Genomic DNA, 20,316 nt, shown 5'->3' with positions numbered 1-20,316 from the left:
GGAAAGCAGGACAACGCCAATGACGACGAGAAAGGTTCATGATCGACAAGCCCCATCAGGAGGGACCATGGCAAACCATCGCATCTATTCGATGAGCGTCGCGAGCGTTTATCCCCTTTATATCGCCAAGGCGGAGAAAAAGGGCCGAACGAAAGCCGAGGTCGATGAAATCCTGCGCTGGCTCACGGGCCACAGCCAGGCGACACTCGAAGATCAATTGGCGAGGAATGTCGGCTTCGAGGATTTTTTCGGCGAGGCGCCCCTGATGAATCCCGCACGATCGCTGATTACCGGCGTGGTCTGCGGCGTCAGAGTGGAAGACATTGAAGAACCCGTCATGCGCGAAATCCGTTACCTCGACAAGCTGATCGATGAACTCGCCAAAGGACGTCCGATGGAAAAAATCCTGCGGAAACAGTAGCACGTGCTTCGATTGGACGCGCCGCGCTTTCCGTTTACGTAAAGCAGTTGCGCGCATCGCCGCGACAGGATAGTCCCTCCCCATGCTTCTCGGTTTTCTCGACGAACTGCGTGCCGCGGGTATCCCCGCCAGTCTGAAAGAGCATCTGATGCTGCTGGAGGCGCTCGACCGCGAGGTGATCGACCGCACCCCCGAGCAATTCTATTATCTCAGTCGCGCGATTTACGTGAAGGACGAGGGCCTGCTCGACCGGTTCGATCAGGTGTTCAACAAGGTTTTCAAGGGCCTGCTAACCGATTATGGCCAGAACCCCGTCGACATTCCCGAAGAATGGCTGAAGGCCGTCGCCGAAAAATATCTGTCGGCCGAGGAGATGGAGGCGATCAAGTCCTTGGGCGACTGGGACAAGATCATGGAGACGCTGAAAGAGCGGCTCGAAGAACAGCAAAAGCGCCATCAGGGCGGCAACAAATGGATCGGCACCGGCGGCACCTCGCCCTTCGGCAATTCGGGCTACAACCCCGAGGGCGTGCGGATCGGCGGCGAGAGCAAGCATAAGCGCGCGCTCAAGGTCTGGGAAAAGCGCGAATTCGCCAATCTCGACAACACCAAGGAACTTGGCACCCGCAACATCAAGATCGCGCTCCGCCGCCTGCGCAAATTTGCGCGCGAGGGCGCCGCCGACGAACTCGACATTCCGGGTACGATCGACGGCACCGCGCGGCAGGGCTGGCTCGACATCAAAATGCGCCCCGAACGGCGCAATGCGGTCAAACTGCTGCTGTTCCTCGATGTCGGCGGGTCGATGGATCCGTTCATCAAGCTGTGCGAAGAATTGTTCAGCGCCGCGACGACCGAATTCAAGAATCTGGAATTCTTCTATTTCCACAACTGCCCCTATGAGGGCGTGTGGAAGGACAATAAGCGCCGCTGGTCCGAACGCCACCAGATGTGGGATATCCTCCACAAATATGGCCATGATTATAAAGCGATATTCGTCGGCGATGCGTCGATGAGCGCCTATGAAATCACCCATCCGGGCGGCAGCGTCGAACATTTCAACGAGGAATCGGGCGCGGTCTGGCTCCAGCGGATCACCCATGTTTACCCCGCCGCCGTCTGGCTGAACCCGGTGCCCGAGGCACATTGGGGCTACACCCAGTCGGTGAAGCTGATCAAACAGCTGATGAACGACCGCATGTATCCGCTCAGCCTGTCGGGCCTCGACGATGCGATGCGCGAGTTGACGCGGAAACATTGACGGCAGGGCGGCCCATTTAGGCCGTGACGACGTCGACGCGATCCCCTAATTCCGTTCGCATCGAGCGCAGTCGAGATGCCCATCGGCCGTGCACGCCTCCGGGGTATCTCGACTGCGCTCGACACGAACGGATCATCCCGGATCCGGCTGTATCAGGCCCGCCATGATCGACCTCCCCCTCATCATCATCCTGTTGCTCACCGGCTTCATCAACCTGATCGGCGCGCTCGCCTATGCCGCGCGGATCGCGGGGGTGCGGACGCGGCGGATCGCGATGTCCTTCGCGCTGTTCAACATCCTCGTGCTCTTCTCGCGCACCTCGAACAGTTTCCTTGGCCCCTTCCTCGCCAAGCGGATCGAGACGCGCATCCACGACGGCAGCGGCGCCTCGCTGTTCATCGACATGCAATTCGTCCTCGCGGCCGCCAGCGTCGCCACCCTGATCGGCATATTGCTCGTACCCACGGCGCAGCGCATGTTCGCGGTCGCCATCGGCTGGTATCAGACCAATCGTTCGACAACGAAACTCGCGCTCAAGGCCGCGAGCCCGAGCGGACTACGCACATTCCGCCAGTCGCTCCGCTTCCCCAGCCTCGCCCATCTGCGCGGCTGGCGCATGCCGAAGGGGATCGGCTGGGGCGTTCTCATCGCCAATTGCCTCGCGCAGTCGCTGCTCGCGGTCGGGGTCGTCGCGTCGCTCTATGCCGGCTATCTCGCCCCCGAATTCCGCGTTACCGCGTCGCAGCTTTCGGCGCTGATCAACGGCTTCGCCACGATACTCCTGTTTGCCTTCATCGACCCGCAGCTATCGGTGATGACCGACGATGCGGTCGAGGGCAAAGTCGACGAGGCCGACTTCCGCCGCGCAATCACGCTCATCTCGCTGAGCCGCCTTGCCGGCACCATCCTCGCCCAACTGCTGCTGCTCCCGGCCGCACTGCTGATCGCCTACGTCGCCGTCTATGTCTGATCCGGAACGCGGCCACAGCCGCTTCCATGCCGTCCGCGCGCGGCTCGAGGCGATGGCAGTCACGCCGGGGCCGCGCGGCTGGTTCCTCGAATTTCTCGTCTTCGGCTTCAAACAGGGCTGGGCGTGCCTGTTCGGCGGGCTGATGCTCGCGCTCTTGCTCGGCACCCATCTCTTCTGGCCTGACGATGCGCCGATCCACCGCTATGACGCGATCACCATCGGCGCGGTGCTGATCCAGCTCGCCATGCTTGCCTTCCGGCTCGAAACGCCGCGCGAAGCCGTCGTCATTCTGATCTTCCACATCGTCGGCACAGTGATGGAGCTGTTCAAGACCGCTGCCGGATCATGGCAATATCCCGAAGCGAGCCTGCTCCACATCGGCGCCGTCCCACTCTTCTCGGGCTTCATGTATGCTGCAGTCGGCAGCTATATCGCCCGCGTCTGGCGTATCTTTGACTTCCGCTACACGGGCTATCCGCCCGCTTGGACAAGCTACGCCCTCGCCGCCGCGATCTATGTCAATTTCTTCGCACACCACTGGCTGCCTGACATTCGCTGGCTGCTGTTCGCCGCGACCGCCCTCCTCTTCTGGCGCTGTCAGGTGTGGTTCCGTCCGCACCACGTCCACCGGCGCATGCCCTTGCTTGTCGGCTGGGCCCTCGTCGCGCTGTTCATCTGGTTCGCCGAGAATATCGGCACCTTCGCCCGCGCCTGGACCTATCCAAGCCAAAACGACGGCTGGCACATGGTCGGGCTGGAAAAGCTCGGCAGCTGGTATCTGCTGATGATCATTTCATTCGTGCTGGTCAGCCTAGTCCAGCGGCCGCACAGCCCGCCGTCTGCCCCCTCAGTGGATTGACGATTACCGCGCGGCGAGTGCCAGCAGTTCTTCAGCAAGCGCTGGCTCGGGTGCGAACGCCCGCGCACGCCAGTCGGGAACCAGCCGGTCGACGACGAGCATTAACCCCAGCCCCTGATCCTGCGACCATTGCGTCTTGCGCCGCCGCACCGCGCGCTCCGCCACGTCGGGGGCATAGGTACGGTGTGGCCCGTCGACATACCATTTATAGATGAGCCACTGACCAAGCCCTTCCATCTGCAGGAAGACATCATCCAGCGGCGCCCATTTGGCGTTCGCGCCGGTGAACCATCGCGCATGCCGCGCACGCATCGCCGCCAGCGCCTCGCGCGCCAGGCGCCGCGCCTCCGCATCGTCGGCCGCGGCGGCGGCGGCGTAGAGCAGCCCGGTCTCGGCTTGAAAGGCCCGGACATAATCTGCATCGCCCTCGAACGCGCGCTGCAATGAATCATCGTTGATATCGTCGGGTAGACCATATTGGCGGCTCAGCGCTGCAAGGTGCGGATTGAGCGAGGCGAATTGCCGCGTGTGCATCATCTCATGAAGCAGCACCCCGTCCATAAGCGTTTCGAGCCCGAGCTCACTCGTCACCCCGGCGGCGCGCCATATCGAGGGCATGCTCATCACGAAAAAGCCATCGCGCAGCCCCTTGTCATCGGGACCTGCAAAGGCGACCACGCCGACCGGTGCCTTTGCGCCATCGGGAAGCAGCATTTCCCCGCCATGCAGCCGCCCCTTCCAGACAATCGGCTGGCCGGCGACAGGCAGCGCATTGGCCTGGCAACGCGCATCGACCGCGACAATTTGCGGCAACGGTACCGGCGGCAACCGCAGAAATTTCGCAGTGGCATATTCCCAATTTGTGAGCGCCCCGCCGATCCACGCCTGATCCTCGGCGCCAAGCTGACACGTCTCGGGCGCCGCCAAAGCCGCCCTCGCGAACAGACAAGCCGCGAGCACGAAAACAAGACGGATCGCCATCACGCGAACGGCCGATCGATCGACGGCGGCGGTTCGCTGAACCACTGTGGCCCACTATCGGTCATATGGAAACAATCCTCGAGCCGGATCCCGAATTCGCCGGGGATATAGATACCCGGCTCGTTCGAAAAACACATGCCCGACGTGAGCTTTGTCGTCTCGCCGCGCACCAGATTGACCGGTTCATGCCCGTCGAGGCCGATGCCGTGGCCGGTACGGTGCGAGGTGCCGGGGAGTTTATAGCCCGGCCCCCAGCCAAGGCTTTCATAATAGGCGCGCACCGCATCATCGACCTGCCCCGCTGGCGTCCCGATCTTCGCGGCGGCAAAAGCCACATCCTGCCCCTTGCGCATCTGGTCCCAGACCTGCCGCTGGCGCAGCGTAGCCTTGCCATGAACAAAGGTCCGCGAAATATCGGATTGATAACCGTGAACGGTGGCACCGCAGTCCATCAACACGACCTCGCCTTCGCGCACGGCCTGCGGCTTGCCCGACCCATGCGGATAGGCACTCGCCTCGCCGAGCAGGATGAGTTCAAATTCGCTCCGCCCGCCAAGCGCAGTCGTCGCACCCTTCATGATCGCGCCGATGTCGGCCGGGGTCATCCCCCCCTCAACCCGCGGGGCGGTGTGACGATAGGCGGCGAGCGTGATGTCGGCGGCGATCTGCATCAACGCGATTTCGGCGGGCGATTTGTGCATGCGACAGCCGCGAACCACCGGCGCTCCGTTGACGACCGTCGCGCCCGGCATCGCCTTTTCGAGGCCATCGACCGCGAAATAGCGTACCGTTTCCTCGACCCCGATCCGGCCCTTCGCCAGCCCGCGTTTGCCCAGCCAGCCCGCGACCGCAGCGAGCGGATTTTCATCCTCGTTCCACGTCAGCACCTCGGCCGGAACGCCAAGGCTCTCACGCACCGATGGCTCTTCGAAAAAGGGCGTGACGATCGCCACCTCGCCTTCACGGGTCAGCACCGCTGCGGTCAGTCGCTCGCTGCGCCACCATTCAACCCCGGTGAAATAAATGAGGCTCGATCCCGGCTCGATCAGCAGCGCGCCAATATCGTTCGCGCGCATCAGTTCCTTCGCCTTCGCGATCCGCGCGACGCGTTCGGCCTTGCCGATCTGCACCGCATTGGCAGCGAGGTTGGGGAGACCGGCGGTATCGGTCGCGAATAGCGGCGCGGGCAAAGTCGCAGCAAAACCGGCGAAGGCCGCGGTTCCGAGAAATTGCCTCCGGTGCATCGTCATCCCCTTCGTCAATAAATGAGCAAATCCGCAATTTCCGCGCGCCAAGCCGCCTCGTCGGGCAGCGCCAGCGCATCCAGATCGCCCGCCACCGCGCCTGCGTCGTCGACCCACTCGCGCAGGATCGGCCCGCCGTTTATCACGTCGATCGCGAGCACGTCGTCGGTGTACTCATATTTGAAGTCGGTGCCGCGCCAGATCGGATAGTCGGGATACAACGCGCGGATCGCCTTGAAGCCCAGCGCCTGTACGCGCCACGGCCGGAACGCCGCATCGTCGTACCACGGCCCGTCGGCGTGGATATGCACGCCGCTGTTGAGCTTTCCGGCATGCTTGTGGAAGGTCGGCTCGAACCAGATGTCGCGCAACTTACACCCCGTCAGCCATTCGGGCGCCAGCCGCTGCATTTCGGCGATCACCGCCCGCGCGTCGATGTCGGGCGCGCCGAACAGTTCGAGCGGGCGCGTCGTCCCGCGCCCTTCGCTCAGGGTTGCGCCCTCGACCATCACCGTCCCGGCATAGGCGCGCGCCATATTGATGTTGGCGGCGTTCGGGCTGGGATTCACCCACGCCCGATCCGCGGGCCAGCCGTAGCCGGGCGCCGCATGGGGCTGCCAACCGCTCATCTCGACCACGCGATAATCGACGTCGAGGTTGAAATGACGGATGAACCACGCGCCCATCTCGCCCATCGTCAGCCCGTGGCGCATCACCATCGGTCCCGCGCCGACGAAGCTTTCCCAGCCGGCGCGCAGCAGCGTGCCTTCGACCGGGCGCCCCGCCGGGTTCGGCCGGTCGAGCACCCACACCGCCTTGCCATGCTGCGCCGCGGCCTCGAGCATATAGAGCAAGGTCGTGACATAGGTGTAGATGCGGCAGCCAAGGTCCTGCAGGTCGATCAGGATCACATCGAATGTGTGCATCGACTGGCCGGTGGGGCGGCGCACTTCGCCATAGAGGCTGAACACCGGCATGCCATAGGTCGGGTCGGTGAAGTCGGGCGACTCCATCATATTGTCCTGCAAGTCGCCGCGCACGCCATGCTGCGGTCCGAACATCGCGGTGACATTCATCCCCGCCGCAACCAGCGCGTCGACGCTGTGGGTCAGGTCGGCGGTGACCGAGGCGGGATGCGCGAGCAGCGCGACGCGCCGGCCCTCCAGCGATTTCAGAAGCGCGGGGTCGGCGAGCAGGCGGTCGATGCCGAATTGGACAGTCATGCCGCGTCGGGTGCCCCAAGCGAGAGTGTAAAGCAATCGGGATGATGGAAGTCGGGCTTCCCGGGCGGGTGCGCCAGCGCCCAATAGCTTTTGGTGCCGTCGAGCTCCTCGATCACCGCCGACAGCGCCATTCGCGTGCCGCTGTCGGGAAAGATGCCCGGCTCGACGCGCAGGGCAAATTGCGCCGGGCTGCGCTCGACCGTCATGCTCCACGGCATCAGATCGTCGGAGTGGAGGAGCGAGCGATAATCGTCGAACTGGTAACAGGCCCAGCGGCCGTCGGGGGCATAGTTGAACTCGGTATAATCGGGCTCCTCGCCATCGGTCAGAAACGCTTCGAAACAGCTGCTCTGCCACAGCCCGTCGGTCGGACTGTCGGCGATGACGAGTTGCCCGTCGCCCGGTGGCAACACCAGCTGGTCGATCGCACCATCGACGATGAAACGCAGCACAAAACCATCGTCGAACGACCATTCGACCTCGGCCCACAACGCCGTGACCGACCGCGCCGGGGTGTCGGGGTGACAGATCAGCTGTTCTCGGATGCTATTCAAATCGCCAACCCCATGCTAAGCGCCCGCCCGTTATGACCAGTTACAAATCCGACCTGCTGCGCACCCTCGAGACACGAGGCTATATCCACCAGATGACCGACGCGGAAGGGCTCGATAACCTCGCCGCGAAGCAGGTCATCCCGGCGTATATCGGTTTCGACGCAACCGCGCCCAGCCTGCACGTCGGCAGCCTCGTCCAGATCATGATGCTGCGCCGCCTGCAACAGGCGGGGCACAAGCCCGTTGTCCTGATGGGTGGCGGAACGACGCGGATCGGCGACCCCACGGGGCGCGACGAAAGCCGCAAGATGCTGACCGACGAGACGATCGAGCAGAATATCGCGTCGATCTTCAGCATCTTCAAACAGTTCCTGACCTTCGGCGACGGACCGACCGACGCGATCATGGTCAACAATGCCGACTGGCTCGGCCAGCTTGGCTACATCCAGCTGCTGCAGGAAGTCGGCACCCACTTCACGATCAACCGCATGATGACCTTTGATTCGGTCAAGCTGCGGCTCGAACGCGAACAGCCGATGACCTTCCTCGAATTCAACTACATGATCCTGCAGGGCTATGATTTCCGGCATATGGCGCAGACGATGGGCGTCCGCCTGCAAATGGGCGGGTCGGACCAGTGGGGCAATATCGTCAACGGGATGGAGCTCGGTCGACGCATGGACGGCACCGGGTTGTTCGGACTGACGACTCCGCTGCTGACCACCGCAGCGGGGACGAAAATGGGCAAAACCGCCGCCGGTGCGGTGTGGCTTAATCCCGAACAACTGTCCCATTTTGACTATTGGCAATTCTGGCGCAATTGCGACGACCGCGACGTCGGCCGCTTCCTGAAATTGTTCACCGACCTGCCGCTCGAAGAGATTGCGCGGCTCGAAGCGCTCGAGGGCGCCGAGATCAACACGGCGAAGAAAATCCTCGCCGACGCCGCGACCGCTATGTGCCGCGGCGAAGAGGCCGCGCGGACAGCTTCGGAGACCGCCGCGCAAACCTTTGAAAAGGGACAGATCGGCGGCGACCTGCCGCAAGTCGCGGCCCCGGCCGACGGCATCGGCATCCTGAACGCGCTGCGCGAGCTTGGCTTTGCGGCGTCAAACAAGGAGGCCCGCCGCAAGCTGGACGAAGGTGCGGTGAAGGTCGATGGCGAAGTGATCCGCGACCCGCACCACCTGATTCTGCCTGCCGAAACAGCGATTCCGGTCAGTCTGGGCGCGAAGAAACATGGGCTCGTGACTCGCTAAACCGCCCAAAGGCGTTTACCGATTCTTCAGCAATGAAACCGATCCTTTCTGCAAACCATAAAAGGTCCGGGACGTATGCGTAAGATCGATACCAGCAAGGCCCACTATGTCGGCCTCGACCAGCGAATTGCTCCGCGCAGCGATGTCTATGCACGTCTGCCTTTCGTCATGCCCGACGGGCGGCAGGAAATGTGCACCTGCGTTAACATCAGCGCCGATGGCCTGCTGATGCGCTTCGAACGCGGGCTGGAGATTGGCGACCTCATCGTTTTTCGCATGCCGATCATCGGCCGCGTTGCTGCGAAAGTCGTATGGTCACTAGCCGGCAAAACCGGGGTCCAGTTCGAAACGTCGATCACGGCCGAGGATTATCTGCCGATGATCCGCGCCATGGGCGGACGCGGCGACGTCAACTAAAGCAGGATATCTCCCCCCCTACAGTGAGCGGGAGGGACACGCCCTACCCACTCCGCAGCAATGGCACTGCGGCATCGCGTTCAAACAGATAGAGGCACAGCCGCACCGGCTCGGCCCGCGCACCGTCCATCCCGCCGTCGCGCTCGACGAATAGCCGCGCATCGTCGTGCGCAACCGGCAGCAAGCGGACGAGCTGTTCAGGCGTCGCCAGCCGATAATCGGCATCGCCCGACTGCTTGAGCCCCAGCAACTCACCGCCGCCACGCAATTCCAGATCCTTCTCGGCGATCACGAACCCGTCATTGGTATCACGCATCAGCGCCAGCCGTTCGCGCGCGGTTTCGGACAGATTCTGCGATCGCAGCAACAGGCACACCGACTTCGCCGTCCCGCGCCCGACACGCCCGCGCAGCTGGTGGAGCTGCGCCAGCCCGAAATTCTCGGCATGCTCGATGATCATCAGGCTGGCGGCGGGAACATCGACCCCGACCTCGATCACCGTCGTCGCGACGAGCACGCCGATCTCGCCCGCCTGAAAGCGCGCCATGACGTCATCCTTGTCGGGCCCTTTCATCCGGCCGTGGACCAGCCCGACGCGGTCGGCACCAAGTCGCTCACGCAGCAGTGCCGCGCGCTCCTCGGCCGCCGCCAGCTCGCTCGCCTCGCTTTCGGCGACGAGCGGGCACACCCAATAGGCCTGCGCTCCGCCGTCCAGATGGCGTTCCAGTCCGCCCACCACCTCGTCGAGCCGGTCGATCGAAACGACGCGCGTGTCGACAGGGGTGCGCCCCGGCGGCATTTCGTCGAGCCGCGACACGTCCATCTCGCCATGATTGGCGAGCAGCAAGGTGCGCGGGATCGGGGTCGCGGTCATAACCAGCAGATGCGGCGGCCGCGCCGCCTTTTGCGTCAGCATCAAGCGCTGCGCGACGCCGAAGCGGTGCTGTTCGTCGACGACCACGAGCGACAGGTCGCGATACGTCACCGCATCCTGGAAAATCGCGTGGGTCCCGACCAATATGTCGATGCTGCCGTCAGCGAGCCCCATCAGCGTCGATTCGCGTGCCTTGCCTTTGTCGCGACCGGTGAGGATCGCGATATTGACCGGCAGACCGCCGAGCATCTTCTGCAAGGTCGCGAAATGCTGGCGCGCCAGTATCTCGGTCGGCGCGAGCATCGCCGTCTGCGTTCCTGCCTCGACCGCCGCGAGCATCGCGCGCAGCGCCACCAGCGTCTTGCCCGACCCGACATCGCCTTGCAGCATCCGCAGCATCGGCGTCTCGCCGCCCATGTCGGCGGCAATCTCGCGCCCCACCCGCTCCTGCGCGCCGGTCAGCCCGAACGGCAGGCGCAGCGCATCGATCAGCCGTCCGTCGCCGACCACCGCGCGCCCCTTGCGGTTGCGCAGCCCCTGACGGATCAGCATCAGCGCGACCTGGCTCGCGAAAATTTCGTCATAGGCCAGCCGGTCGCGCGCCGGGGCGTCGTGCGGGCTCGCATGCGCTCGCTCGATCGCCTCGCGCCACGCGGGCCAGCCGCGGACCCCGAGCAAGGGCGCGTCGATCCATTCGGCGAGCTCGGGCCGCCGCTCGAGCGCCACCGCCGCGAGTTGCGACAGCCGCGCGTTGGTCAGCCCCTCGGTCAGCGGATAGACGGGTTCGTGGATCGCGATCCCCGCCTCGTCGCCCGGCTCGGCGACATGATCCGGGTGCACGATCTGGCGCATGTCGCCATACATATCGAGCCGCCCCGACACGCGCCGCGTCTCGCCCAGCGGGAAGAGTTTGCGCGCCAGTCCCGACGCGCGCCCGAAATAAACGAGCCGCACATGATCGCCCGCGCTGTCAAAAGTCTCGACGCCAAAGGGCGCGCGGGGGGACCGGCCCGAACGATAATCCTGCGCGGTCAGGTCGACGATAATCGCCTGCCCCACCAGCGCCTGATCGAGCCGGTCGACGGGGAATCGCGAGATCAGCCCGGTCGGCAGATGGAACAGCACGTCGATGATGCGCTCCAGCCCCAACCGCGTCAGTGGCTTGGCAAGCTGCGGCCCGACACCTTTCAGGTCGGTGAGCGCGGCGAAGAGCGGATTGAGGATTTCGGGTCGCATGATTGCGGCCTGTCTAGCGTCGGCTTTGCCTCGGGGGAATGGCCGGTTGATACATCGCCCAAGAAGATTAAAAGGCCCGCCATGAATGACCGCCTCAAACGCCTGAAATTCCGCGCCTGGCACCGCGGCACGCGCGAGGCCGATTATATGATCGGCGGCTTTTTCGATCGCTATGCAGCGACATGGAGCGAGGAAGAGATCGCCTGGTACGAAATCGTGGTCGAGGAAGATGACGTCGATATCATGGCGTGGGCCCTCGGCACCGGCGAGCCGCCGGAGCATCTCGCGCATCCCCGGCTGATCCCCGCGATGCGCCGACTGGACTATATTCCGCTGCCATGACGATTCCAGCCGCCGACATTTTCGCCGCCATCGGGTCGGCATCGGCGCCGCTGACGCTGGCGCGCGCCGCCGACGGTTTTCTGCCGCTGCTGCTCGCCGATCTCGCCCGCGCTAGCGACAAGCGGCTCGTCTATGTCGCGACCGACGACAGCGCGATGCAGGCGATCGCCGACGCCGCGCCCTTCTTTGCCCCTGATCTGGTCGTCCACCGCTTTCCGGCATGGGACTGCCTGCCCTATGACCGCGCCGGCCCGTCGATGCGCGTCAGCGCCGACCGGCTCGCGACGCTGTCGGCGTTGCAGGTCGCGCCGAAGCGCGGCGAGCTGATCCTCACCACCGTCGCCGCGATTACCCAGCGCACTCTCACCCCGTTCCGCATCCGTCAGCTCGCGACGACGCTCGCCGCCGGACAGCGGATCGACCGCGATTCGCTCGCCGAGCTGCTCGTCTCCAACGGCTTCAGCCGCGTCGACACCGTCGCCGATCAGGGTGAGTTCGCGATCCGCGGCGGCATCGTCGATCTTTTCCCGGCAGGCGAGGAAACCGGCCTGCGCGTCGATTTCTTCGGCGACGAGATCGAAAGCATCCGCCGCTTCGACCCCGCCGACCAGCGCAGCCTTGGCCCCGCCAAGGCGCTGAGCCTGCTCCCCGCCGCCGAAACCCTGCTCGACGAAGCGACGATCAAGCGCTTCCGCTCGGCCTATCGCGACCTGTTCGGCGCGCAGGCGACCGGCGATCCGCTCTATCAGGCGGTCAGCGAAGGCCGTCGCCAGGCGGGCATGGACCATTGGTTGCCGCTGTTCGAAGAACGGCTGTCGACGCTGTTCGACCATATCGACGCCGCGACGCCGGTGCTGCGCGGCCACCGCACCGAGGCGACCGCCGAGACGCGCTTCGCCGCGATCACCGATTATCACGCCAACCGCGTCGCCGCCGCGCAGGATAGCGCGGGCAGCTATCGCCCGCTCGCACCCGACGCGCTCTATCTGACCGAGAGCGACTGGTCCGGCGCCGCCGCCAGCCGCCCGATCCACATCATCACCCCCTTCGACGTGCCCCCCGCGCCGCAGGTGATCGACCTCGAAACCTTCGCCGCGCGCGACTTCACCCCCGAACGCGCCGCCGACGCCAATGTTTATGAGAAGGTCGCCGACCATCTCTCCGACGAGCGCCGCAAGACCCGCCGCACGATCATCGCCAGCTATTCGGGCGGCGCACGCGAACGCCTCTCGGGCCTGTTGCGCGAACATGGCGTCACCTCGCTCGCGCCGGTCGACAGCTGGCAGGAAGCGCTCGGCACCGCATCGGCCGAGGCAGGCGGCGCGACCGCGATGGTCGTCCTCCCGCTCGACCATGGTTTCGCGAGCGACGCGATCAGCTTGCTCACCGAACAGGATATTCTCGGCGAACGCCTCGTCCGCCGCCAAAAGCGCCGCAAGAGCGCTGACGCCTTCCTCGCCGAACTCGCGACGCTCAGCGTAGGCGACCTCGTCGTCCACCTTGACCATGGCATCGGCCGCTATGAGGGGCTGACCTCGATCCCTGTGGGCAGCAGCCCGCATGATTGCGTCGCGCTCACTTACGCTGGCGGCGACAAGCTCTACGTCCCCGTCGAAAACCTCGACGTCCTCTCGCGCTACGGCGGCGAGAGCGACGGCGTCGGGCTCGACAAACTCGGCGGCGAAGCATGGCAGCGCCGCAAGGCGCGGATGAAGGACCGCATCCGCGAGATTGCGGGCGAACTGCTCGCGACCGCGGCCCAGCGCGCCTTGCGCTCGGGCGAACCCCTCGCCGCCGATGCCGCCTATCCCGCCTTCGCCGACCGCTTCCCCTATCAGGAAACCGACGATCAGGACCGCGCGATCGGCGATGTGCTCGCCGACATGGCGTCGGGCCGCCCGATGGACCGGCTCGTCTGCGGCGACGTCGGCTTCGGCAAAACCGAGGTCGCGCTGCGCGCCGCCTTCGTCGCGGCCATGGCCGGCGTACAGGTCGCGCTCGTCTGTCCGACCACCCTCCTCGCGCGCCAGCATTTCACCAATTTCGTCGAGCGTTTCAAAGGCTTTCCGATCGAGATCGGCCGCCTGTCGCGCCTCGTCCCCGCCGCCGAAGCGCAAAAGACGCGCGACGGCCTCGCAAGCGGCCATATCGACATCGTCGTCGGCACCCATGCGGTGATCGCCAAATCAGTCGAGTTCAAGAATCTCGGCCTCGTCATCGTCGATGAGGAACAGCGTTTCGGCGTCGTCCACAAGGAACGGCTGAAACAGCTCAAGACCGACGTCCATGTGCTGACGCTGACCGCCACGCCCATCCCGCGCACGCTGCAAATGGCGATGTCGGGCCTCCGCGAACTCAGCGTCATCCAGACCCCGCCGGTCGATCGTCTCGCGGTCCGCACTTACGTGGCGCCATGGGATCCGGTCGTGATCCGCGAAGCCCTGCTGCGCGAGCACGACCGCGGCGGACAGAGCTTCTTCGTCACCCCGCGCATCAAGGATCTCCCCGATATCGAGGAATTCCTGCGCAACCGCGTCCCCGAGATCAAATATGTCGTCGCCCACGGCCAGATGGCGCCGGGCGAAGTCGAAGAACGGATGAGCGCTTTCTACGACCGCAAATATGATGTCCTCGTCTCGACGACGATCGTCGAAAGCGGACTCGATATCCCGAGCGCCAACACGCTGATCGTCCACCGTGCCGACCGCTTCGGCCTCGCCCAGCTTTATCAGCTGCGCGGCCGCGTCGGGCGTTCGAAGACACGCGCCTATGCTTACCTTACGACCCCTGAAACCGGCGGGATCACCGACACGGCGGAAAAGCGCCTCAAGCTGCTCGGCGATCTCGACACATTGGGCGCGGGTTTCCAGCTCGCGAGCCACGACCTCGACATTCGCGGTGCGGGTAATCTCGTCGGCGACGAACAGTCAGGGCATATCCGCGAGGTCGGTTTCGAACTTTACCAATCGATGCTCGAGGACGCGATCCTCGTCGCCAAGGCCGAAGGTGCCGGCAAGCTGCCGCCGCGCGAAGCGCTGTCGCCCACGATCACCGTCGATGCGCCGATCCTGATCCCCGAGGATTATGTCCCCGACCTGCCGCTGCGCATGGCGCTCTATCGCCGCCTCAACGATGCCGAAGACCGCCCGGCACTCGACGCCTTCGCGGCCGAAATGATCGACCGCTTCGGCCCGCTGCCGCCAGAAACCGCCAACCTTGTCCAGCTGATGGAGATCAAGGCCAATGCGAAGCTGGCCGGGATCGCCAAGCTCGACGTCGGGACCAAGGGCGCGCTGGTGTCGTTCCACGACAATCAGTTCGCCAACGTCCCCGGCCTGATCGCCTATGTCGAACGACTAAAGGGCCGCGCGCGCCTGCGCCCCGACAACAAGCTGTCGGTCAGCGGAGATTGGGTAAGCACGGGCGCACGCTTGAACGGCGCGCTGCAATTGTCGAAGGGCTTGGGAAAGCTGGCCCGGCAGGCCGGCTAACGCCGCACCCCCGATCTGATGGCCGCATAGGCGGCGCGCGCCTGCATCAAGCCTTCAAACAGCAAGCGGCGGCGCGGCGGCCCGATGGCGACTGCGCAATCGAAGATCGTTCGGCTGCCACTCCACAGCGGCTGGCCGCAACCTCCGGCAGTCGGCGCGCACGTATCGAAATGCATCGCCGGATTTTGGCCGACGCGTTCGGCAACCTCGCGCATCAAGAGCAGGCCGGGCGCATAGCTGCGAAGCCCCTCGTCAAACGCCATTTTGAATCCGACCCCCTGGTCCCCGTTGACGAACCAGCTCGACATGGCGGCCGCTCGCCCGCCCACCATCAGCGTCGCCAACCGGGCCTGGCCTTGATGCTGACCCTTTATGATGACTTCGCGGAACAGGCCTTCGGTTTCCGGGGCACAGGCCAGCGCACTGCCCTCCCGCCCCTTCCAGCCTGACTTTTCGAGTGCGAGAAACCCGTCGATCCAGCCCGCCGGGTCGGCGCCCTTATCCAATATGTCTGACGACACGGGCCCATGGTCGCGCTCCAGCCGTCGGCGCAAGCCCCGCAGACGCGCCAGCTTCTTGCCGTCCGGTACGACCACGCTGCCCCGAATCTGCGCCGGACGGTCGAACCGACCGAAGAGACGGAACTCCCTTCCGTTGGCTTTACAATGGGTGATCAGCTCCGCGCAGACCGGATCGTCGCGCGCGAACTTCCGGCAATGGATCAGCATCTCGCTGCCCGGACGGTCATCGAGATAGTGAAGCAGCGCATCCCAGAAGCGCGAAGCGGCATCAGGCCGTACCAGCGGCGAACCGAGGAACTGATTGGTCGCCGACCATGTCTGCCAATTGGACACCGGCCAGCGCCCGAAGCGCAGCATCGGCGCCAACGGCAACACCCCCAACCACGCCCCGTCCTCGCCGGATACGATCACCAGCCGGACGTCGCGCGCCGACGCCGAATGGCGCAAGGCGGCATCCATGAACCAATGCTGCGCAAAGATGTTCGCCGCGCCAGCCGCGGCCGACAGCTCGGCCCAACGCGCATGATCCGCGGCGGTCAGATCGGCGTGTCGCCGCATCTGCACTGCAAGCCTGCCCGGGCTGCGAGCATCTTCATCGCGAACAAGAACCTGATGCATCACAGCAGCCGAACCCGGCGCGCGACGCGACAACCGAACGCCCGCCAAACGGACTTTTTCGGCCAGACCGGAACGCGGGTCGGCAGGCCGAAACGGCGCAGCAGCGGATTGACCGTCAAGGCGTCGCCGGTGGAGAGACTCCAGTCATTCTGCCATGTCATCGACAAGGAGACCGACGGCGCCGCCCCTGCCCGCACCCAATGTGGCGAAGCATGGGGGACATAAAGCGCATCGCCGGGCGCCAGCGGATGCACCGTGCCCAATGCTTCGAAATCATCCTGCCACGGCAGCATATTCTCGCCCGCACGGTGATAGGCTTCGCGCCGGTCCTGAGACAAAAAGGGCGGTTCGGGTGGATAGGTGACGAAATCCTTGCCCCCGGCAATCTGGAACAAGATATTATATTCGGCGTCGAAATGAAAAGGCGTCAGCGTCCCCGGCGCCGAGATGAAGATGAACCCCTTCAGCGACCGCGAAGCCCCCGTCAGCGGAGAGAGCGCCGGATCGAGTTCGACCATCAAGCTTTTCAGCAGGTCACGGTAGCGCGGCAATTGCTCGACAAAACGCAGCATGATCCAGTTACCGCTGGTCTCGATCGACCGGATGACGTCGGCGGTATCGTCGCCGCCCGGCGCATCCATAGCGAAATCGCCGCCATGGGACGCATCCGCAACGCGCCGTTCGACATGCCGTTCGGGCAGTTCACGTGCAGCCTCGGCCAGCGCGGACAGCGACAACAACGGATGATGCACGAGGTCGTGTCGCAATATAGCTGGCGACAAGGGGTAAGCCTTGGCAAAGCTGCCCAAACTGGATGGTGCCAGAAAAGTCATAACCGGTTTTGGAAAACCTTCCCCCTCTACCACTCGGGCTATCGGCGAAGGCTGAAAAACGGGTTAATTATCCCTGTTTCCACGCTCTTATCGTCCCGCCCCGGGACATCCTCAGACGGCAAGCAAATCGGGAAGCTGGTCCCCCGGAACCGGGCCCGACCGCAAAAAACCCTGCCAGTTCGCGACCCCCAAATCCTTCAATCGCGCCAGCTGTTGCTCATTCTCGACCCCTTCGGCCACCACCATCAGGCCCAACGCACGCGCGAGGTCAACGATCGCGCGCACGACGATGCGGTCGCGATCGCTGCCATCGATCGTGCGGGTAAAGCCGCTGTCGATCTTCAGATAATCGATCGGCAGCCGCGCGAGCAGCGACAGGCTGGAATAGCCGGTGCCGAAATCGTCGATCGCCACCGCACAGCCGAAGGAACGTATCTGCGCGAGTTGATCGGCGGCGCTAGCAGGATCGCTGAGCATCGCCTGTTCGGTGAGTTCGAGCGTCAGCCGATCGGGATCGACTCCCGCAGCCTTTGTCATCGCGGCAAAACGCCCGGCAAATTCGGGATCGCCGAGGTCGGCGGCGGTGATGTTGAGCGACACGCGCAGCCCGCCCAGCGACTTCGGCCAGTTCGCAATTTCGGCGAGCGCCACGCGGTGGGCATGCTCGGTCAGCTCGCGTTCGAGCCGCGCCGCGCGTGCCGCGGTGACCAGAGCGCCCGCGCCAAGCAGCCCCAGTTCGGGGTGCTGCCAGCGCAGCAGCGCTTCGACCCCTATCATCTCGCCGGTGCCGACGTCATATTGCGGCTGATAATAGATGATGACTTCGTCGTTCGACAGAGCGGCATGGACCATTGCGCCGTCGCGCGCCGATGCCGGGCGCCCCAGCTGATCACTCGCGCTGCGCAATTGCTCGCCGACCGGTTCGTCGCGCGTGATCATTGCCGCCGCGATGCGGATCGCAAGACGTCCATTGGGGTCGCCGACCATCGGCTCGGCGAGCGCGACATGCAGTGCCCGCTCCTGTGCGCGCAATGCGCCGAGCGACAGCGGCACAGCCGGAATGATCAGGAAACGCGGGCCGTCGAGCCGCTCCACGCGCGAGCCCCGGCCGAATTCATCGCCCGCGAAACTCTCCAGACGCCGCCCCATCTCGTCGAGCACCGCGTCGCCCGCCGCGGTTCCGGCGCTGTTGTTGATACGCGCCATCTGGTCAACCTGAACCAGTATCACACCGACGTCGGCATCATGCTTCACCTGCAACAGTTCAAGGGTGCGGACGCAGGCGGCAAAAGATTCGGAAACGCGATTCATCGCCGCTTCCTAACAGGCTTTGCTTGCCAAGCGCTTGCCTTTTGCATCACAATATCGGCGATGGCGGAAATTTCCTCCTCTCCGCGCGTCGCCGCGGCAAATCTGGTCGACGGCCATGGCCGCCGGATCGACTATTTGCGGCTGTCGGTTACCGATCGCTGCGACCTGCGCTGCCGCTATTGTATGGGCGAGGATATGATCTTCCTCCCCAAATCGCAGGTGCTGAGTATCGAGGAAATGGCCGAACTCGCCGAGCGTTTCGTCGCGCGCGGCATCCGCCGTATCCGTCTTACCGGCGGCGAACCGCTGGTGCGGCGCGGGATCGACACGCTGGCGATGCGGCTCGGTGCGATGATTGGCCATGGCCTCGACGAGCTGACGCTGACCACCAACGCAATGCGACTGACCGGACATGCCCCGATGCTCGCAGCCGCTGGGGTGCGGCGCATAAATGTCAGCCTCGACACGCTCGCCCCCGCCACCTTTCGCCACATCACCCGCGTCGGCGACCTCGATATCGCGCTCTGCGGCATCGCCGCGGCGCGGGAGGCCGGGCTAAAGGTCAAGATCAACATGGTGGCGCTCGCCGGGCTCAACGAAGACCAGTTGCTCCCGATGCTCGACTATTGCGCCGCCAACGGCTGCGACCTCACACTCATCGAAACGATGCCCCTGGGCGAAGTCAGCGACGACCGCAGCGATCATTATATTCCGCTCCATCATTTCATCGCACCGCTGCGCGCAGACAGATCCATCTATCCGATCGAGCAGAAAACCGGCGGTCCGGCGCGTTATTTCGCAATCGAAGGCAGTCCGGTAACACTGGGCCTTATCACCCCCTTGAGCGACAATTTCTGTTCGACCTGCAACCGTATCCGCCTGACCGTCGAGGGCCGCATCTATATGTGCCTCGGGCAGGACGACCATGTCGACCTGCGCGCGGCGCTCCGTGAGGGTGGGGCCACAGCCGCGGATAGCTTGATCGACGCCGCACTCGCTGGCAAACCCCGCGCGCATGACTTTCATATCGAACGAAAGTCGGGACCGGCGGTCGCGCGTCATATGAGTGCAACGGGCGGCTAGGATAGCCGCCCCAAAGGGGAACAAAATGCATCGCAAGATCGCGCTCGTCGCGTCGAACGCGCCCGCGGCCATGGAGGCGGAGGCCGAATTGCGTCCGCTCTATGACTTCGTCGATCTGCGTGAAGCCGATTTGCTGATCGCACTCGGCGGCGATGGCTTCCTGCTCCACATGCTGCACCAGTTGCTCGACGAGCGGCGCTCGCTACCCGTGTTCGGGATGAACCGCGGCACCATCGGCTTTTTGATGAACGAATTTCGGGTCGAAGGGCTGATCGACCGAATCGCGAAAGCGCGCCCGTTCCTGATCCATCCGCTGTCGGGCGACATCACAACGATCAATGGCGAACGTCACATTCTACCCGCAATCAACGAAATTTCGCTGCTCCGCGAAACACGTCAGGCGGCAAAGCTTGAGGTGCTGATTAACGAACGCATGATGCTGGAAGAACTGGCGTGCGACGGCGTACTCGTATCGACCCCGGCGGGTTCGACCGCATATAATTTGTCTGCCAACGGACCGATCTTGCCGCTGACATCCGAAATGCTCGCATTGACACCGATCAGCCCCTTTCGCCCGCGACGCTGGCGCGGCGCGCTAGTCCCCGAATCGACGAGCATCCGTTTCAACGTCCGCGAAGCTGCGAAACGCCCCGTCAGCGCGGTCGCCGATCAGCGCGAAATCCGCGATGTGAAGACGGTTTTGGTTACGACCGACCGCAGCCGACCACTGACTTTGCTGTTCGATCCCGACCAAGGCCTTGATGAACGCATCGCAATGGAACAATTTATCGTTTGAGGCCTTGCAAAATGCTTCAAGC

Annotated in this window: 18 protein-coding genes; 10 read left to right on the top strand and 8 right to left on the bottom strand. The window is 64.2% G+C overall.

Annotated features, from left to right (window positions below; all coding sequences use genetic code 11):
* Positions 1 to 67 precede the first annotated feature (67 nt).
* From AC1RRJ_RS00995 to AC1RRJ_RS00980, 4 genes are all read left to right on the top strand, one after another.
* Positions 68 to 421, top strand: coding sequence for a DUF2200 domain-containing protein (locus AC1RRJ_RS00995; RefSeq protein WP_493119836.1), 354 nt, complete (start codon positions 68 to 70; stop codon positions 419 to 421).
* An 82-nt stretch (positions 422 to 503) separates the two neighbouring features.
* Positions 504 to 1,682, top strand: coding sequence for a vWA domain-containing protein (locus AC1RRJ_RS00990; RefSeq protein ID WP_493119835.1), 1,179 nt, complete (start codon positions 504 to 506; stop codon positions 1,680 to 1,682).
* A 163-nt stretch (positions 1,683 to 1,845) separates the two neighbouring features.
* Entirely contained in the window at positions 1,846 to 2,652 is an 807-nt protein-coding gene (locus AC1RRJ_RS00985) for a lipid II flippase Amj family protein (protein ID WP_493119834.1), read from the top strand.
* Entirely contained in the window at positions 2,645 to 3,511 is an 867-nt protein-coding gene (locus tag AC1RRJ_RS00980) for a DUF817 domain-containing protein (protein ID WP_493119833.1), read from the top strand. The genes AC1RRJ_RS00985 and AC1RRJ_RS00980 overlap by 8 nt, the downstream gene beginning before the upstream one ends.
* 3 nt (positions 3,512 to 3,514) lie before the next feature.
* On the opposite strand, the gene AC1RRJ_RS00975 is transcribed toward AC1RRJ_RS00980, so the two are convergent.
* From AC1RRJ_RS00975 to AC1RRJ_RS00960, 4 genes are read right to left on the bottom strand one after another with little or no spacing between them, the layout of a single operon-like run.
* Positions 3,515 to 4,492: a hypothetical protein gene (locus AC1RRJ_RS00975; protein ID WP_493119832.1), complete on the bottom strand. Its 978-nt coding sequence runs from the start codon at positions 4,490 to 4,492 to the stop codon at positions 3,515 to 3,517.
* A complete protein-coding gene (locus AC1RRJ_RS00970; protein ID WP_493119831.1) occupies positions 4,492 to 5,736 on the bottom strand; it encodes a M24 family metallopeptidase in 1,245 nt (414 codons plus the stop codon). The genes AC1RRJ_RS00975 and AC1RRJ_RS00970 overlap by 1 nt, the downstream gene beginning before the upstream one ends.
* A 14-nt stretch (positions 5,737 to 5,750) precedes the next feature.
* On the bottom strand, positions 5,751 to 6,959 hold the full coding sequence (locus AC1RRJ_RS00965; RefSeq protein ID WP_493119830.1) for an exo-beta-N-acetylmuramidase NamZ family protein: 1,209 nt from the start codon (positions 6,957 to 6,959) through the stop codon (positions 5,751 to 5,753).
* Complete coding sequence (locus AC1RRJ_RS00960) at positions 6,956 to 7,513, bottom strand: DOMON-like domain-containing protein (RefSeq protein ID WP_493119829.1); 558 nt, start codon at positions 7,511 to 7,513, stop codon at positions 6,956 to 6,958. Before AC1RRJ_RS00960 ends, AC1RRJ_RS00965 begins: the two co-directional genes overlap by 4 nt.
* A gap of 32 nt (positions 7,514 to 7,545) precedes the next feature.
* Between AC1RRJ_RS00960 and tyrS the strand changes: the two genes are divergently transcribed.
* Both tyrS and AC1RRJ_RS00950 read left to right on the top strand, forming a co-directional pair.
* On the top strand, positions 7,546 to 8,772 hold the full coding sequence (tyrS, locus tag AC1RRJ_RS00955; protein ID WP_493119828.1) for a tyrosine--tRNA ligase: 1,227 nt from the start codon (positions 7,546 to 7,548) through the stop codon (positions 8,770 to 8,772).
* A gap of 75 nt (positions 8,773 to 8,847) precedes the next feature.
* Complete coding sequence (locus AC1RRJ_RS00950; protein WP_493119827.1) at positions 8,848 to 9,189, top strand: PilZ domain-containing protein; 342 nt, start codon at positions 8,848 to 8,850, stop codon at positions 9,187 to 9,189.
* Between the two features lie 43 nt (positions 9,190 to 9,232).
* On the opposite strand, the gene recG is transcribed toward AC1RRJ_RS00950, so the two are convergent.
* Positions 9,233 to 11,299 (bottom strand): ATP-dependent DNA helicase RecG, encoded by a 2,067-nt coding sequence (recG, locus tag AC1RRJ_RS00945; RefSeq protein ID WP_493119825.1) that lies wholly within the window; start codon positions 11,297 to 11,299, stop codon positions 9,233 to 9,235.
* A gap of 81 nt (positions 11,300 to 11,380) precedes the next feature.
* On the opposite strand from recG, the gene AC1RRJ_RS00940 reads away from it, so the two are divergent.
* Positions 11,381 to 11,641 carry a succinate dehydrogenase assembly factor 2 gene (locus tag AC1RRJ_RS00940; RefSeq protein WP_493119824.1) on the top strand — a complete coding sequence of 87 codons (261 nt, stop codon included), beginning with the start codon at positions 11,381 to 11,383 and terminating at the stop codon, positions 11,639 to 11,641.
* Positions 11,638 to 15,132, top strand: a complete 3,495-nt coding sequence (mfd, locus tag AC1RRJ_RS00935) for a transcription-repair coupling factor (protein WP_493119823.1) — start codon at positions 11,638 to 11,640, stop codon at positions 15,130 to 15,132. The genes AC1RRJ_RS00940 and mfd overlap by 4 nt, the downstream gene beginning before the upstream one ends.
* Here the strand turns inward: mfd and AC1RRJ_RS00930 are convergent.
* The 3 genes from AC1RRJ_RS00930 to AC1RRJ_RS00920 form a co-directional block, all read right to left on the bottom strand.
* Entirely contained in the window at positions 15,129 to 16,010 is an 882-nt protein-coding gene (locus tag AC1RRJ_RS00930) for a GNAT family N-acetyltransferase (protein WP_493120677.1), read from the bottom strand. The two genes, mfd and AC1RRJ_RS00930, sit on opposite strands and share 4 nt — an antisense overlap.
* A 260-nt stretch (positions 16,011 to 16,270) precedes the next feature.
* Entirely contained in the window at positions 16,271 to 17,011 is a 741-nt protein-coding gene (locus tag AC1RRJ_RS00925; protein WP_493119822.1) for a transcription factor jumonji, JmjC, read from the bottom strand.
* A 204-nt stretch (positions 17,012 to 17,215) separates the two neighbouring features.
* Positions 17,216 to 18,415 carry a GGDEF domain-containing phosphodiesterase gene (locus AC1RRJ_RS00920; protein WP_493119821.1) on the bottom strand — a complete coding sequence of 400 codons (1,200 nt, stop codon included), beginning with the start codon at positions 18,413 to 18,415 and terminating at the stop codon, positions 17,216 to 17,218.
* A gap of 60 nt (positions 18,416 to 18,475) precedes the next feature.
* On the opposite strand from AC1RRJ_RS00920, the gene moaA reads away from it, so the two are divergent.
* Positions 18,476 to 19,498, top strand: a complete 1,023-nt coding sequence (gene moaA / locus AC1RRJ_RS00915) for a GTP 3',8-cyclase MoaA (protein WP_493119820.1) — start codon at positions 18,476 to 18,478, stop codon at positions 19,496 to 19,498.
* Between the two features lie 25 nt (positions 19,499 to 19,523).
* Entirely contained in the window at positions 19,524 to 20,294 is a 771-nt protein-coding gene (locus tag AC1RRJ_RS00910; RefSeq protein ID WP_493119819.1) for an NAD kinase, read from the top strand.
* Positions 20,295 to 20,316: the final 22 nt, after the last annotated feature.

It is taken from the genome of Sphingopyxis sp. GW821-FHT12C06 (assembly GCF_058807415.1).
This window is presented reverse-complemented; position numbering and strand designations above follow the sequence as displayed.